This is a genomic window from Haloarcula sp. R1-2 (assembly GCF_011627385.1).
Lineage (GTDB): Archaea > Halobacteriota > Halobacteria > Halobacteriales > Haloarculaceae > Haloarcula > Haloarcula marismortui.
On sequence record NZ_JAANTG010000001.1, the window covers coordinates 395,163 to 410,705 of the forward strand.

A 15,543-nucleotide genomic window follows, 5' to 3' on the forward strand; every position below is an offset into this window, starting at 1 on the left:
ACCATGACGAAGACCCTCGTCGTCGGACTTGACGGAGCGAGCTGGGAACTGCTCGACCCGTGGATCGAGGCCGGCGAGCTCCCGAACCTGGCCGCGCTGCGGGACACCGGCACCTGGGCGGGGACGCGGAGCTGTCTGCCGCCAGTCACGTTCCCGAACTGGAAGTGTTACTCCTCGGGTAAGGACCCCGGCGGGTTCGGCGTCTTCTGGTTCGAGAACGTCGACCTCGCCGCGGGCGAGATCACCGTGATGAACGGCGGCGACTACGACACCGCCGAGCTGTGGGACTACCTCAACGACGAGGGGCAGTCGGCTGGCGTCGTCAATATGCCGACGATGTACCCCCCGCGGGACATCGACGACCTCGTGGTTGCCGGCGGCCCGGACGCCGTTGAAGGGGAGTACCGCTCGATCAGTTCCGGCTACACCTCGCCGCCGGAACTGGCCGACGAACTCGAATCACGGTTCGATTACAGCGTCCACCCGGACCCGCTGCTGTCCTCGAACGACGAGCGCGGCGCGGAGGTCGAGGCCATTCTGGACCTGCTAGAGAAGCGCTTTGAGGTCGCGACGACGCTACTGGACGAGCGGGACCTCGATTTCGTCCATGTGACGCTGTTCTATCTGAACGTCCTGCATCACTTCTTCTGGGACGACGAGCCGAGCCTGCGCGCGTGGCAGCTCGTCGACGAGTGGGTCGGCCGACTCGACGACCGCGAGGACCTGAACCTCGTCCTGATGTCCGACCACGGCTGTGACGCCACCCAGACGGAGTTCTACATCAACGAGTGGCTGGCCGAGAACGGCTACCAAGTTCGGGATACGAGCGTCGACGCGCTTCTCACGCAAATTGGGCTCGACCGAGAGAACCTGCTCGCGGTCGCAAAGCGGGCTGGACTGGTCGACATACTTGCCCGCGTCGTCCCCGAGTCTATCCAGCAACTCGTCCCGCAACGCGACGGCGTCAAACGGGACCGAAAGCTCGAAGCCATCGACCTGGAACAGACGAAGGTCGTCGCCAGCGGGCAAGGGCCGGTGTACATCAATCCCCGATTCGACGTGGAATCGGTCCGTGAGTCGCTGATTGCCGACCTCAGCGAGGTCGAAGACGAGCACGGGCCGCTGTTCACTGACGTGTACAGAGGCGAGGACGTGTACAACGGCCCCTATGTCGACGCCGGTCCAGAGGTCGTTGTCGACCAGCGCCCAGGTGTCCACGTCAACGACGGCATCGGCGGCGGGACCATCCAGAGCGGCCCCGACCGCTGGGCGGCCGAGAACACACCCTACGGCATTTTCGCCGCCAGCGGGCCGGACTTCGAGCCACAGGGCGAACTCGACAGAATCAGCATTCTCGATATCGCGCCGACGGTGCTGGCCGCCCACGGCTGTGCTATCCCGACTGATATGCGCGGCGAAGTGCTCCCGGTGTTCCCTGAGGACCCCGCCATCGGCGAACGTGACCCGCTCAGTATCGAGGACGCCATCGGAAGCGATGACGGCGACGCAGTCGAGGACCGCCTGAAGCAACTGGGATACATGGAGTAGCCACCTCCGTGAGAGCGACTGGCGGTGAATGAGTGAACCCAATGGGATAAGTAGCCGCTCCCGATACACTCCGGTATGGTTAGCATCGATCTGAACAACAGCCAGCGAACGATGCTTACGACGCTGGTAAACAGGTATCAACAGACCGGTGAGGCGGTTACCGGCGAGACAATCGCGGAGGAGATCGACCGGAACCCCGGAACGGTACGGAACCAGATGCAGAGTCTGACCTCGCTGGGACTTGTCGAAGGTATTCCCGGCCCGACGGGTGGCTACAAGCCGACGTCCGAGGCATTCGACGCAATCGACCGCCAGCAGATAGACGAGGCAGAGAGCGTCGTCGTCGCCCACGACTACGACCGGGTCGACGTCACCGTCGAGGAAATTAATTTCACGAACGTTCACGACCCGGAGAAGTGCCGCGCCCGGTTCCACCTCCAGAGTTCGGTGCAGGATTTCAGTGAGGGACAGGCCGTCATTCTCGGCCCGACGCCGATATCGAAGCTCGTCGTCGCCGGGACAGTTGTCGCTGTCGACGAATCGAACAGCGAAATCCTCCTCGACGTCGCGAAAATAGAAGGGCCTGTAGAAGAACCGGAAAAATAACCGTTCCGTGCGACCACGCAGCGTGCTGTAGCGCTTTCAGGGATCGACGCGGTCGATCCACAGCGTCGGCGTCTCTATCTCGTCTTCGGTGGGGAGGGTGTCCGGCGAATCCCAGACGCGTCCGGCCGCAGCGACGCCGCGGGCGTCGGCGACCGTGTCGAAGAACGCCTTCCCGCGTTCGTACTGCTGGCGTTTCATTCCGAGGCCGAGCAGTCGGCGCATGAGCGACGCGATGGGGCCACGTCCCTGTCGGCGCTCGTCGACTTTCCGCCGCAGGTCGTCGTACTCGTCGTCGAAGGCACGGTCCATCAGCAGTTCCGCGTACCCTTCGACGGCAGTCATCGTCGTATCGAGTTCGCCAAGCGTTGTGCGGTCGATGTTGCCGTCGGTGAGGTTGTCGATGGCGTCCTCCATCGCTGTTTCGAGGTGGTCAGACAGCCACGGGGCTGCACCGAACTCCGCCGCGTGCGTGACTTCGTGGAAGGCGATCCAGCGGCGGAAGCGGTCCCGTTCGACGTTCAACTGGTCGGCGACCCGGTTGATGTTGGGGCGCACGAAGTACAGCGCGTGGGCGTCGTTGTCCGCGAGCAAGACGGGGTCGTACTGGCCCAAGACGTTGTTTCCAAGAAACGACAGCGCAACGGCCATCGATCCGGTGTTGACGACGCGGGCGATGCCGGGCATATACTCGGCCTGCTGTTCTATCGGCTCCATCACGCGGCTGAACGTGGCGACGTTGGCGTCGATCCAGTGATGCCGGTTCTGGATTTCGACGGTTTCGGGAAGATCAAAGGCAAGTTCGCCGACCTCCCGGACGCGATCCCGTGCGTCCCGAACGTCGGTCGCGTAGCCGTCGCGTTCGGGCGTCTCGACAGTGAGGTCACCCGTGTCTGTGGCACCCTTCGCGGCGTCGGCGACAGCACTCCAGTCGATGGGGCCGTCGCCGGTCGCGCTGGCGACAGCCTGAACGCTGTGGTATAATCCCATACGTCTGAAATGTGGCGGGACAAAATAGGCCTTCTCCCTGCGAAAACGACCACTAGCGTTCGGTTCGTTGCTCGCTGTGGCACGAGACGTGGCCCTACAGCGCTTCGTCGCTGTCGTCATCAGCGGCAGACCCGCCGAAATACAGGCGCAGAACGAGCGCGACAACTGCGACGACACCGAGCACCGCGAGCGCGATGCGACCGATGCTGGGGCCACTGCCGCCTTCTGCGCCCGTTTCGTCGCTCGCTTTTTCCGTCTGGGACCGCGACCACCGCGATTTGCGCTCCGATTCGTCGTCATCGTCAGCAGCGCTGAATGGGGCGTTCGCAGTGAACTCCGCGCCGTCGAGATGCAGTTCGAGGAAGGTGAATTCTGCCATACTGACAGTTCGATACCGCGACTCTTAGCCGTGGCGGTACCGGGACCACGCTGGGATGGTCGTAGACCGTCTGCCGTCCGTTGATTTCATCACCACGGGGCGATTATGCCCCATATGGACACACGACGACGAGAGTTCCTTGAATCGCTGCTGACAACGCCCGGCCCGTCTGGATACGAGGCCGACAGCCAGCGGGTGTGGCTCGACTACGTCAGTGAGTTCGCCGACGAGGTCCGAACGGACGACTACGGGAACGCTGTCGCGAAGGTCGAGGGCGGCGACACGACCGTTGCGCTCGCGGGCCACGGCGACGAAATCGGGTTCATCGTTCGGGACTTCACGGACGACGGCTTCGTCAAACTGGGCCGCATCGGCGGCTCTGACAAGACCGTCTCACGCGGGCAACACGTCACTATTCACACGGCTGACGGTCCCGTTTCGGGTGTCGTGGGACAGACTGCGATTCACCTCCGGGATTCGGACGACGATTCAGTCCCCGAAATCTCCGAACAGCACGTCGACGTTGGGGCAGTGGACGGCGACGAGGTAGAATCGCTCGTCGACCGCGGCGACCCGGTGACATTCGTCCAGACGCTGAGTGAACTGGAGAACGGCCGCCTCGCTGCACGGGGGATGGACAACCGTATCGGCATATGGGCGGCCGCTGAGGGACTCCGCCGCGCAGCAGAGTCAGATGCGGACGCAACGGTGTACGCTGTTTCGACGGTGCAGGAAGAAGTCGGCGTACAGGGTGCGAAGATGGTCGGATTCGACCTCGCGCCCGATGTCGCCATCGCAGCGGACGTGACGCACGCAACGGACGCACCGGGCTCGCCGGGCAAAGCCGCGACGGGTGTGGAACTCGGCGAGGGACCGGTCGTTGCCCGCGGGAGCGCGAACCATCCGGTCGCCGTCGATGCGCTTCGAGAAACGAGCGACGCCGAGGACATTGACATCCAGTTACAGGCGACCGGTATCCGGACCGGGACCGACGCGGACGCTTTCTACACCTCCCGCGGTGGGATTCCGTCAGTCAACGTCGGCCTGCCGAACCGCTACATGCACACGCCGGTCGAAGTCATCGACCCGGACGACCTCGACGCGCTCGCAGACCTGCTGGCTGGCTTCGCCGTCCGAGCGGCCGAGCAAGCGCCCTTTAGCGTTGACGTGTAGGATATCTGAACGCTCTCGCGCGCCATCAGACAAACGGTACGTTTAAGCGGCCATCACTATCCAAACCGTACATGAGTGGACGACCGCTAGATGTACTCGAAGCGTCCCTCGGTGAGACAGTCACCGTACAGCTGAAGGGTGGCGAACTGTTCGAGGGGGAACTCACTGGCTACGACCAACACATGAACCTCGTCGTCGAGGATGAAGACACAACGATTATACGCGGCGATAACGTCGTCTCAATTACTCCATGACTGGCGCAGGAACTCCGAGTCAGGGCAAGAAAAACACCACGACGCACACGAAGTGTCGACGGTGTGGTGAAAAGTCGTATCACACGAAAAAGAAGGTCTGCTCGTCGTGCGGTTTCGGCAAGTCGGCCAAGCGGCGTGACTACGAGTGGCAGTCGAAAGCAGGCGAATAACACACTCAACACAAATGCACGAGAAGTGCGGCGTTGTTGGCATCTCTTTGGAGGACCGTGACGCCGCCCGACCGCTTTACTACTCCTTGTACGCGCTCCAGCACCGCGGCCAGGAATCGGCCGGTATCGTCACCCACGACGGGTTCCAGCAGTACAGCCACGTCGAAATGGGACTCGTCGGTGACGCATTCGACCCCGGCGATCTGGAGGCGCTCAACGGCTCGAACGGGATCGGCCACGTCCGATACCCGACTGCCGGGAGCGTCAACGCCTGCTGTGCCCAGCCGTTCTCCGTCTCGTTCAAGTCGGGGTCGCTGGGACTGTCCCACAACGGGAACCTCGTCAACGCTGACGAGATCGGCGACGAACTGGCTGACCTCGGCCACGCCTTTACGTCCGATGGCGACACCGAGGTCATCGCCCACGACCTCGCGCGTAATCTCCTCGAGGAGGATCTGGTTCGGGCTGTCAAGCGGACGATGAACCGCATCCACGGGTCGTACTCTTTGACCATCATGCACGACGAGACGGTCCTCGGCGTGCGCGACCCGCAGGGGAACCGGCCGCTGTGTATCGGCGAACTCGAGGACGGCTACGTCCTCGCCTCCGAATCAGCCGCCATCGATACGCTCGACGGCGAACTGATCCGGGACGTCAAGCCCGGCGAACTCGTCGTCCTGCACGCCGACGGCACCGGCTACGACACCTATCAGCTCGTCGAACCGGAGAACACGGCCAATTGCTTCTTCGAACACGTCTACTTCGCGCGACCGGACTCGACCATCGACGAGAACCTCGTCTACGAGGTCCGGCGCGAACTCGGTCGGAAACTCTGGGAAGAGTCCGGCGTCGAGTCGGACGTGGTGTTGCCGGTGCCCGACTCCGGGCGTGCGTTCGCCTCCGGATACGCTGAGGCCGCACAGGACGACGGCTCGGACATCGAGTTCGCCGAAGGGCTGATGAAAAACCGGTACGTCGGCCGTACGTTCATCATGCCGACGCAAGACGAACGCGAGCGGGCTGTCCGACTGAAGCTCAACCCCATCAAGTCCACAATCGAGGGCAAAAGCGTCACCATCATCGACGACTCTATCGTCCGCGGGACCACCTCGACGCAACTGATCAAGTTGCTGAAGGATGCCGGTGCCGAAGAGGTCAACGTGCGCATCGGCGCGCCGCCCATCGTCGCTCCGTGTTACATGGGTATCGACATGGCCTCCCGCGACGAACTCATCGCCGGGAATCAGTCCGTCGAGGAAATCCGCGACGAAATCGAGGCGGACTCGCTGTCGTATCTCTCTATCGACGCCATCGCGGAAACGCTGGACAAGAGCCGGACTGACCTCTGTCTCGGCTGTGTCACCGGCGAATACCCCTACGACATCGAGGGCGAGGCGACGGACCGCGACGTTGTCCGCCCGGATATCGGGACCCAATCGAGCCCGGCTGACGACTAGCGTCGTCGGTGCTGCACAGCACTACATTTTTGCCCACTCCGAGTGAGGCGTTGCCCATGCCAGGGCCGTCCTTTCTCGCGACCGACCGAACCGCCCTCCGGTCCCCGGAGCGAGACGACCTCAACTGGATACAGCACGTCTTTCACAACGAGCAGGTCTGGGGCCTGGGGACGTACGCCCGCCCGCCGACCACCGACCAGATGGAAACATACTACGAAGAGACGCTTTCCGACGAGGACTCGGTCCATCTACTGGTCTGTATCGACCCGGCCGGGAGTCCCGGCCCGGTCGAGGAGCGGACGGAGCCGGTCGGACTCGTCGCTATGACGGACCACGACACGGAGCGCGGCACAGCCGAACTGGCATACTGGCTTGACCCGGACGCTTGGGGTCAAGGGTACGCCACTGAGGCGGCGGGCAGGCTGGTCAAGTATGGCTTCGACCAGCGGGCGCTCCGAAAGTGGTCGGCGAAAATCGTGGGCGGGAACGACCGCTCCGTCGCGGTGGTCGAACGGCTGGGATTCACGAAGGAAGGGACACACCGTCAGGAGTGGTATCTCGACGGCGCGTGGCGAGACATGTTGTGGTTCGGCCTGCTCCGAACGGAGCGCGAGTAATCCTTACCAGACCAGATACAGCATCGCGTACACAACGATACCCATCGAGAAGGAGATGAGCCACAGGCTTGCGGCCAGCTTTCCGGCTCGCGGATGGTTTGTCGATGGCAGTTCCGAGACGGGGTATGTGTAAGCCAGCAGCAGGACGTAGTACACCGCCGGGATGGCGATGATGGCGAGCAAGATGTGGACCGCGAGAAACGGCAGGTAGAAGTAGGTCTCGACGACCGACGGGCCGGTGAAGTCCGTCGGCCCGACAAGCGTTATCCGGTAGAGGTACAGCACGAGAAACAGGGCGAACAGGCCAAACGAGGAGAGCATCAGTTTCCGGTGTCGAGCGATATTTCCGCGGCGGATGGCCCGGACACCGCCGATGATTGTTCCGATAGCGAGAGCGCTGACTACGGCGTTGGCGTGGGGAATGGCCCCGAGAACGCTCGCGGGCGCAGCGGGGAGAGCCGACTGGGGAATGGCCCCGAGAACGGCCCCGAACACGAGCGCAAGCGACACGACCGTCAACAGGCCAGTGAGTGCTGGCACGCGATACCGAGCCTGAAGATCCATACCACAACTCCGGACTGAATCCAGAATACGGTTTCGAGTCGCGTACGGCGAGGCGGGGTCCTACGTGGTTTTCGCTGACGGCCGCTCAACGTCGGTTACATTCAGCCGGACCCGTCCCGTCGATTCGTTGGAGAGGGTGATTTCCCATCCGTGACCGTGTGCGATTTCCCGAATTACGGCGAGGTGGAGCCCGACTCCTTCATCATTGGTGGCGTAGTAGAGTTCAAACGGCCCCTCGTTTCCCGCCTCCAACGGAGGGCCGTCGTGTTCGAGGGCGAACCCATCGGCCGTGTCCGTGATCGTTACCTTCCCGGTGTCGGCCTGGTCCGTGGCGAGCCGAAAGAAGTTCTCTGCGAGCTGACACAGCCGGGTGCTATCGGCCAATATCGTCTCGGTACAGTCGATTTCGATGGTCGACCCATCGGTGTCGACCGTCGTCCAGGCGTCCCCCATCACGTCGGAGAGCGCGACCGGCCCGACAGTGTACTGTCTGCCGCCCTGTCGCGCGATTTCCATGAGATCGTCGATGAGGAACGAAATACGGGTGTGGCTGCGCTGGATGGCGTCAAACTCTTCGGCGGCGTGTTCAGCGGCGAGGAGTTCGACCCGTCCCATCGCTGCCTGAAGCGGGTTCCGGAGTTCGTGTGAGATGATCTGTGCGAGCTCTCGGAGCCGCTCTTTCTGTCGTTCCAGTTCTGTCGTCCGCTGCTGGAGCGCGTCTTTCGTCTGGCTCGCGTCGATAGCCAGCGCGATATTGTGGCCGACCTCCCGGAACGTGTCCTGTTCTTCCATGTCGAAGATATCGACACGGTCGGCGTACACCCCGAGGACACCGTACGACGTCCCATCGTACACCAGTGGCACAGCGAGCACGCGGACGCAGTCCGTCTCCAGTGCGTCTGTGTCGTCCGCGAACGTTGCTGGGTCGATGTCTGCAACGACCAGTCTGTCCTCCGAGTCGGCGCGACGCAACGGCTCCGGCACGGCGATGGAAACGCGGCCTCGCTGTGAGCCCAGCGCTCGAACGACCGGCCTGTCGTGCTGACAGGTCACCGTACAGGCTTCGCTGTATCTGGCCGTGCCCGCCAGAACTGCTGTGACGTCACGTTCGATATCCATCCGTGACTGTGAGCGGACGAGCGCCTGATTAACCAGCCGGACGGCCTCGTTGAGCTGTTTTCGCTTGTTTGCCCGTTGACGGGCCGGACTGGACGCGACGGCGGCGTCGACCTGTGCCAGAAGCCGCTGGTGGGCGTCTGCCACGGTGTTCGGAACGTACCCGAACACGTCGCGGCTATATGCCTCACGAGCGATGTCTCCGTTCGTCACCTCAGCAAAAAGGACGACTGGAAGTTCGGGATGGCTTTCCCGCAGTCGTTCGATAACCGTTAGCCCACCGAGGTACTGTGTTCCGTCCAAGTTCTCCACTTCGCAGTTCGTGACGACACAATCCGTGTCGTACTCGCCGAGCGCACACTCCAGTTCACGAACACCGTCGAACTCGTGGACGGTGAGACCGCTGTCCCGAAGCATCGAAATCGCGGCCCTGTCCTGGCTCGGACTACGGACGAACAGGACGGTGGGCTGTGACTTCATCACCCTTCCGAAGAGACACACACATAAAGAAGTTACACCACGACCATCCCTACTGGTGACACTTCCACCGTCTCAGCGACGGTATCGCCCAATTCAGGGGACAATTTATACTCGTGGCAGTGTATCCTCTGATGATGGCACAACCGGGGCTGGAGATTCATCGGACTCAGTCGGCAGTCCTCGATGCGATACGATCACTTATCGACAGTGCCGAGGAGAGTCTCACGGTTGCTGTACCAATATCCGTTCTCTCGGAGCTTGTGCCGCAACTCAGCGCCGCTATCGAGCGAGATGTGTTGGTGTTGTTACTGGTCCATGGCGATGAGACAGTACCGACGCCCGCGTACGAGGATATCGCAACAGCGGTCAGGACAATCGAGAGCAACATCACCCCGTTGCTCGTGACCGCCGACACTCAGCGTGGACTCACTGGGCATTCTGGAATGCTGACTGACTCGATTGCAGAATATCAGGCAACCAAGTTCGATAACAAGAACCTCGCGCACGACCAGTTCACGATGTTTCTCGGTAGCCACTGGCTGATGGGGACGGAACGCTACGTCGCCGACGTGTGTGAGTTCCCGCGGACGTTCTCTGCCTTTCAGTTCGCGGTGCTCATGTCGGCGCTGGCGCTGCGCGCGGGGACGCCGATCACTGCTCGCGCCCGGGTACTCTCGACTGCGGACCGAACTGAAACAACGATATCGGGGCCGGTCATAAACGCCCGGCAGAGTCTCGTCTATCCCGCATCGAGCAAGAACCCGGCCGAACGGTCACTCACCATCGAGACCGAGGACGGACCAGTCACTGTCGGCGGGTCCGGTGCCACGAAGGAAGCCTATGAGTGTCTCAAAATCACGATAGACAGGGTTGCAGACGAATAACGCAGCCAGCAAACCGCTCTATTACGCAAAAATCGGCGTCAGTGCCGACCGTCGCTACTGGAAGGTGCGACTGGCCGTGCTTTCGTCGGTCACGCCGGGTTCAGCCCGGTCGAAGCGCTGTTCGATCTCGTCGTAGCGCTCGCGGGTCTCCTCGGTGACGCTGGGGCCGACTTCGGAGAGCGCGTGCTCGAAGTGGTCCATCGTCACGCGGACGTTGCTGACACTGTCGCCGATATCCTCGGGGTCCACACTGTTGATGAACTCCCGGGTCGCGGCCATGGACGCCTCGCGGGCGACCGCTTCGATGTCCGCGCCGACGTAGCCGTCCGTTCGGCTGGCCAGGTCGTCGAGGTCGACGCCGTCGGCCAGCGGCTTGTCGCGGGTGTGGACGTGGAAGATGGCGCGCCGGGCCTCCTCGTCCGGGACGGGCACGTGAACGTGCCTGTCGAGTCGGCCGGGGCGCAGGAGCGCGTCGTCGATGAGGTCCGGACGGTTCGTGGTCGCGACGACCACGACGTTCTCCATGTCCTCGATGCCGTCCAGTTCCGTCAGGAGCTGGGAGACGACGCGTTCGCCGACGCCGGAGTCGGTCGTGCCGCCGCCACGTTCGCCGGCGATGGAGTCGATCTCGTCGAAGAACACCACAGTCGGGGCGTTCTCGCGGGCCTTGCTGAACACTTCGCGGACGCCCTTCTCGGACTCGCCGACGAACTTGTTCAGGAGTTCCGGCCCCTTCACGGAGATGAAGTTGGACTGGGCTTCGTTGGCGACGGCCTTCGCCAGCAACGTCTTCCCGGTGCCGGGCGGACCGTACATCAGCACACCCTTTGCGGCTTCGAGGTCCATCGACTCGAACACGTCTTCGTACTCCAGCGGCCACTGGATGGTCTCTCGGAGCCGCTCCTTGGTGTCCTCGAGTCCACCGACGGAGTCCCAGGTGACATCAGGGACTTCGACGAAGACCTCCCGGAGCGCGGAGGGCTCGATGCCCTTCATCGCCTCGCGGAAGTCTTTATCGCTGATTTCCAGGCGTTCGAGCACCTCGGCGTCGATTTCGTCGGATTCGAGGTCGAGTTCGGGACGGATGCGCCGCAGGGCGTTCATCGCGCTCTCTTTCGTGAGGGTCGCGAGGTCAGCGCCGACGAAGCCGTGGGTGTTCTCGGCGTAGTTCTCGATGTTGATCTCCTCGGCGAGGGGCATCCCGCGGGTGTGGACCTGTAGGATCTCCTTGCGGCCCTCCTTGTCCGGGACGCCGATCTCGATCTCGCGGTCGAAGCGGCCACCGCGGCGCAGCGCCGGGTCGATGGCGTCGACGCGGTTCGTTGCGCCGATGACGATGACCTGCCCGCGCTCTTCGAGCCCGTCCATCAGGCTGAGCAGCTGGGCGACGACGCGGCGCTCCACGTCGCCCTGCGTCTCGCCGCGCTTCGGGGCGATAGAGTCGATCTCGTCGATGAAGACGATAGCGGGGGCGTTCTCGGAGGCCTCGTCGAAGACTTCCCGGAGTTGTTCCTCGCTTTCGCCGTAGTACTTCGACATGATCTCCGGCCCGGAGATAGTGGTGAAGTACGCGTCGATTTCGTTGGCGACGGCCTTGGCCATCAGCGTCTTCCCCGTGCCGGGCGGGCCGTGCAGGAGGACGCCCTTCGGCGGCTCGATGCCGAGCTGTTGGAACAGTTCGGGGTGGCGCATCGGCAGCTCGATCATCTCGCGGACCTGTTCGAGTTCGCGGTCGAGGCCGCCGATGTCCTCGTAGGTCACATCGGGCGTGTCGCTCGCTTCAGGTGCGCCCTCGCCGCTGTGGACCTGCTCGGCGGGCATCTCGCTGACCTGAATGTCTGTGGAGTCAGTCACGACGACCGTGCCGGAGGGCTCGGTCTCTGCGATCTTCAGCGGGATCTTCTGGCCGGACATCGAGGAAAGCGGTCCGAGACCGAAGCTAACGGGAACCGTCTGGCCCTGCGTGACGGCCTGCCCGCTGAGGTTGTTGCGAATCATCGGCCCGACGTTGCCCCGAACCCGGAGGTTCTGGGGCAGCGCGACGGTGACCGATGTCGCGGGGTTGACATCGGCCTTTTCGATGTTGACGGGGTCGTCGATGCCGACGTTAGCTTCCTGGCGGAGCTGCCCGTCGATACGGACGATGCCGTTCCCTTCGTCCTCGGGGTAACCGGGCCAGACCCGGGCGACTGCGCGGCTGTCCTGTTTCCCTTCGAGAACGATGTAGTCGCCGTTCTCGAGTTCGAGTTCGTCCATCGCGGCGCGGTCGATAGCCGCGAGGCCACGGCCGGCGTCTTTCTGTTTGAGTGGTTTAACTGTAAGTCTCATCAGTTATCTCTCCCCGTCTGACAGTTCGATAGTGAGAACCCCGTGGTTGATAAACGCTCGTGCGTCGTCAGCGGGGATTTCCTGTTCGTACTGGTGGCCGTCAGCGACGACGATGACGGTCTCATCGACCACATCGACACTCGCATCGGCGGCAGGTCCCACGTCCGCCGCGAACACGACGCTGTCGTCGTACTCGAATCGGCGGAGGGGCGTCTCGTCGAACAACTGCTGTTCTGAAGTCATGCTAACCAAAAGTAAGTGCTATAAGTATATAAACTCATCGCCGAAATACGCCGTACGGCAGAAAAATGAGGAGAGTTGCTTGAATGCGGTTCACACCTCATCTGAGCGCGCCAACCTTTTATCCACACCGCTTCCGAACGGTGTCGCATGGTACGGGTCAGTCACAACGGGCGAGGCACGGCGTACAGACAGACACAGCCTGCGGCATCGGGGTCGACGGCGCTGTATGTCCACGGCAGCGGGGCGACACACCGCGTGTGGGGTCACCAATACGCGCCATCTGGACCGGCTCACCCCGCCGTCGCACTGGACCTGTCAGGGCACGGTGACTCCGACGATATCGACACCGAGGCTGGGACCCCGACGCTCGACGCCTACGCGGACGACGTGGTCGCTGTGGGGCGGGAGACAGACGCGGACGTGCTGATCGGGAACTCGCTTGGCGGGGCCGTCGCCCAGTGGGTCGCACTGGAGCGGGACTGGACGCCCGAGGCGATAGTGTTGCTGGGGACCGGCCCTGAACTCCCGGTGTTCGAAGGGCTGCAGGAATGGCTCGCAGACGACTGGGACCGCGCCGTCGAGTTCCTGCACGAACGGGACCGCCTGTTCCACGACACGGACCACGAGGCCGCGTCTCGCTCCCGCGAGCAGATGGAGACGGTCGGGCAGGCGGTAACCCGCCGCGACTTCATGACGTGTCACGGTTTCGACGTGCGCGAGCGACTGGGCGAGATCGATGTGCCCGTGCTGGCTGTCTGCGGCGAACACGACAAACTGACTCCACGCGCGTATCACGAGACACTGGCTCACGAGATCCCCGACGGAGAGGTGTCGTTTGTCCCCGACGCTGCCCATCTGGCGATGGTCGAACAGGCCGAGACGTTCAACGACCTCCTGAAGGAGTTCATCAAGGACGCGGTCTGAGCGGTTTGAGATATACTGAAGTGGCGCTATTGAGACACACAACTACTGACTGGAGGGGGCGACAGTGGCGGTCACGGCTTCGGCTGTTCTGCTGAAGCAGATGGCAGGCGAATAGTGATGACCGAACCTCGTGGCGTATTCTCGGCAAACGTGATGGTTCCGCCGGAGGTAGTGATAGTCCAGTAGGCGATCCAGAGACCCAGCCCGTTGCTGTGCTTGAGAGCCGTTTCTGTCCCCGTTTCGATCACCTCCTGCTCTCGGTCAGGGAGTCCGGGACCGTTATCAGCGACCGCAACCGTAACGTCCCCGTCATCTGTGGGTCCCATAACCGTCACCGATACCTCTGGGACCGACTGGTCGTTGTGTTCGGCCGCATTTTCCAGAACGTTCCTCAGCGCGGAGTCGATCAAATCTACGGCGGATACCTCCGCCCGGTCCGGCCGTTCGACGCGAAACTCCACGTCTGGATACGTCCGTTCGAGGTCAGCTATTACGTCTGCAACGACAGCGCTGAGATCGACGGTCGTAGTTTCGACTGCGCCGTCCCCGACGAACCGCTCAAGGTCGCGAGCCCGCTCGCTTAATGTGACAATATCCTCTCCTTTCCGTTTGATTCGCTTCAGTTGTGGCTGGGCTTGCTGTGATTTGAGGAGGTTCTCAGTGGTCCCCAGAATGACCTGCATATCGTTACGGATGTCGTGGCGGAGGACGCGGTTGACGACCTCTAGACGCTGTCGCTGTCGCTCGATGCGTTGTTCACGTTGTTTGCGCTCGGTTACATCAGTGAGTGTGATCAGTTGTCCCGTGACTGTGCCGTAGCCACGATGCAGCGGTGTCTGTCGTACTTCGTATGCTCGCTCTTCGCCATTCACAGGCACGGTAATTTCGGCACGGTCTGGGATGTCGTCGGTTGGCGAGTCACGGAGCTCAATCAAACCGGGGAGCACATCCTCAAGTGGCCGGCCGATCCACGCTGCCCCCGGTGTCCCGATAATGGCTTTCGCCTGTGGATTGAGATCGATGACAACGTCGCGTTCGTCGACGACGATGACAGCCTCTTTCATCGACGCGACGATCTCGTCCCGGGCGATCTCTCGGGCTGCAGGAATGACTTGAAGCAGTTGCCGACGAAAAACAGCGCCCCCCAGAAGGACGCCACTGAACACGAATCCGATCTTGGTCAGGTCAAATACGCTCGAGACGCCGGTAAGGTAGAGAATGTTTCCTCCCCACGGGAGGAGTGCTGCCAGGCTGAGTCCGATCGCCTGGGTACGGTAGACGCGTCCTGAGAACAGTGCCAGCTTCAGCATGAGGCCGGTCCCCACAGCCATCACGACGTACGCGTATGCGGTCCATGCCCAGAACGCGGGGCCCCGCTCCGTCACTGAAACGAGGAGCGAGCCCTGGAAAGCCAGCTCCATTGAGGACCAGAACCACCCGTGGTATTGGTTTGTCCACACGAGCAAGATCATCAGGACAGGCCCGAAGAGTATGCCCGCCAGCTCTTTGCGGGTCGGGAGGCGAGTCTGACCCGTGTACTGGATGGCGAACAGGAGCCACGCGACGGGAACGGCCCCAATTGCGGGATACATGAGCTTGAGTGCGAGGCGCTTCGTTGCAAGGTCGGTCGCCCCGAGTTCAATCACAGACATCACCGACCACCAGGCGATGGCAACCATCAAAAAAGCGAGAGATCGAGACCCCGTGCAGTCGCGATAGTACACGCCAACACCAGCGATAAGAAGCGAAACTGCGGCGGAGAGAAGAGGGGTATATAGGTACCAAGAGAACTGGAATTCCATTCCTGCTGTTG

General features: G+C 62.3%; 16 protein-coding genes. 9 read left to right on the top strand and 7 right to left on the bottom strand.

Going from position 1 to position 15,543, the window contains the following annotated elements:
* Nucleotides 1-3 precede the first annotated feature (3 nt).
* Nucleotides 4-1,548 (top strand): alkaline phosphatase family protein, encoded by a 1,545-nt coding sequence (locus tag G9C82_RS01930; protein WP_127013230.1) that lies wholly within the window; start codon nt 4-6, stop codon nt 1,546-1,548.
* Between the two features lie 75 nt (nt 1,549-1,623).
* Nucleotides 1,624-2,154, top strand: a complete 531-nt coding sequence (locus G9C82_RS01935; RefSeq protein WP_004961567.1) for an Rrf2 family transcriptional regulator — start codon at nt 1,624-1,626, stop codon at nt 2,152-2,154.
* A 36-nt stretch (nt 2,155-2,190) separates the two neighbouring features.
* Here the strand turns inward: G9C82_RS01935 and G9C82_RS01940 are convergent, their stop codons facing one another.
* The gene (locus G9C82_RS01940; protein WP_004961571.1) at nt 2,191-3,141 is read right to left on the bottom strand and encodes a zinc-dependent metalloprotease; all 951 of its coding nucleotides are present in this window, start codon (nt 3,139-3,141) and stop codon (nt 2,191-2,193) included.
* A gap of 94 nt (nt 3,142-3,235) precedes the next feature.
* The gene (locus tag G9C82_RS01945) at nt 3,236-3,520 is read right to left on the bottom strand and encodes a hypothetical protein (RefSeq protein WP_127013231.1); all 285 of its coding nucleotides are present in this window, start codon (nt 3,518-3,520) and stop codon (nt 3,236-3,238) included.
* Between the two features lie 114 nt (nt 3,521-3,634).
* On the opposite strand from G9C82_RS01945, the gene G9C82_RS01950 reads away from it, so the two are divergent.
* From G9C82_RS01950 to G9C82_RS01970, 5 genes are all read left to right on the top strand, one after another.
* Entirely contained in the window at nt 3,635-4,693 is a 1,059-nt protein-coding gene (locus G9C82_RS01950) for a M20/M25/M40 family metallo-hydrolase (protein WP_007190422.1), read from the top strand.
* Between the two features lie 71 nt (nt 4,694-4,764).
* On the top strand, nt 4,765-4,947 hold the full coding sequence (locus tag G9C82_RS01955) for an LSM domain-containing protein (protein WP_004517917.1): 183 nt from the start codon (nt 4,765-4,767) through the stop codon (nt 4,945-4,947).
* Nucleotides 4,944-5,117 carry a 50S ribosomal protein L37e gene (locus G9C82_RS01960; RefSeq protein ID WP_004517916.1) on the top strand — a complete coding sequence of 58 codons (174 nt, stop codon included), beginning with the start codon at nt 4,944-4,946 and terminating at the stop codon, nt 5,115-5,117. Before G9C82_RS01955 ends, G9C82_RS01960 begins: the two co-directional genes overlap by 4 nt.
* A gap of 14 nt (nt 5,118-5,131) precedes the next feature.
* Nucleotides 5,132-6,574: an amidophosphoribosyltransferase gene (purF, locus tag G9C82_RS01965; protein ID WP_004961581.1), complete on the top strand. Its 1,443-nt coding sequence runs from the start codon at nt 5,132-5,134 to the stop codon at nt 6,572-6,574.
* A gap of 56 nt (nt 6,575-6,630) precedes the next feature.
* Nucleotides 6,631-7,191, top strand: a complete 561-nt coding sequence (locus G9C82_RS01970; protein WP_007190423.1) for a GNAT family N-acetyltransferase — start codon at nt 6,631-6,633, stop codon at nt 7,189-7,191.
* Nucleotides 7,192-7,194: 3 nt separating this feature from the next.
* Here the strand turns inward: G9C82_RS01970 and G9C82_RS01975 are convergent, their stop codons facing one another.
* Entirely contained in the window at nt 7,195-7,755 is a 561-nt protein-coding gene (locus G9C82_RS01975) for a DUF420 domain-containing protein (RefSeq protein WP_004961586.1), read from the bottom strand.
* A gap of 60 nt (nt 7,756-7,815) precedes the next feature.
* Entirely contained in the window at nt 7,816-9,351 is a 1,536-nt protein-coding gene (locus G9C82_RS01980) for a histidine kinase dimerization/phospho-acceptor domain-containing protein (protein WP_127013232.1), read from the bottom strand.
* Between the two features lie 131 nt (nt 9,352-9,482).
* Here G9C82_RS01980 and G9C82_RS01985 point away from each other — a divergent pair, with 131 nt between their 5' ends.
* On the top strand, nt 9,483-10,235 hold the full coding sequence (locus tag G9C82_RS01985) for a TrmB family transcriptional regulator sugar-binding domain-containing protein (protein ID WP_127013233.1): 753 nt from the start codon (nt 9,483-9,485) through the stop codon (nt 10,233-10,235).
* Between the two features lie 54 nt (nt 10,236-10,289).
* Here the strand turns inward: G9C82_RS01985 and G9C82_RS01990 are convergent, their stop codons facing one another.
* Both G9C82_RS01990 and G9C82_RS01995 read right to left on the bottom strand, forming a co-directional pair.
* A complete protein-coding gene (locus tag G9C82_RS01990; protein ID WP_127013234.1) occupies nt 10,290-12,563 on the bottom strand; it encodes a CDC48 family AAA ATPase in 2,274 nt (757 codons plus the stop codon).
* A gap of 3 nt (nt 12,564-12,566) precedes the next feature.
* Nucleotides 12,567-12,806: a hypothetical protein gene (locus G9C82_RS01995; protein WP_127013235.1), complete on the bottom strand. Its 240-nt coding sequence runs from the start codon at nt 12,804-12,806 to the stop codon at nt 12,567-12,569.
* 147 nt (nt 12,807-12,953) lie between these two features.
* Between G9C82_RS01995 and G9C82_RS02000 the strand changes: the two genes are divergently transcribed.
* Entirely contained in the window at nt 12,954-13,730 is a 777-nt protein-coding gene (locus tag G9C82_RS02000; protein WP_127013236.1) for an alpha/beta fold hydrolase, read from the top strand.
* A 71-nt stretch (nt 13,731-13,801) separates the two neighbouring features.
* Here the strand turns inward: G9C82_RS02000 and G9C82_RS02005 are convergent, their stop codons facing one another.
* The gene (locus G9C82_RS02005; RefSeq protein WP_127013237.1) at nt 13,802-15,532 is read right to left on the bottom strand and encodes a histidine kinase N-terminal 7TM domain-containing protein; all 1,731 of its coding nucleotides are present in this window, start codon (nt 15,530-15,532) and stop codon (nt 13,802-13,804) included.
* Nucleotides 15,533-15,543: the final 11 nt, after the last annotated feature.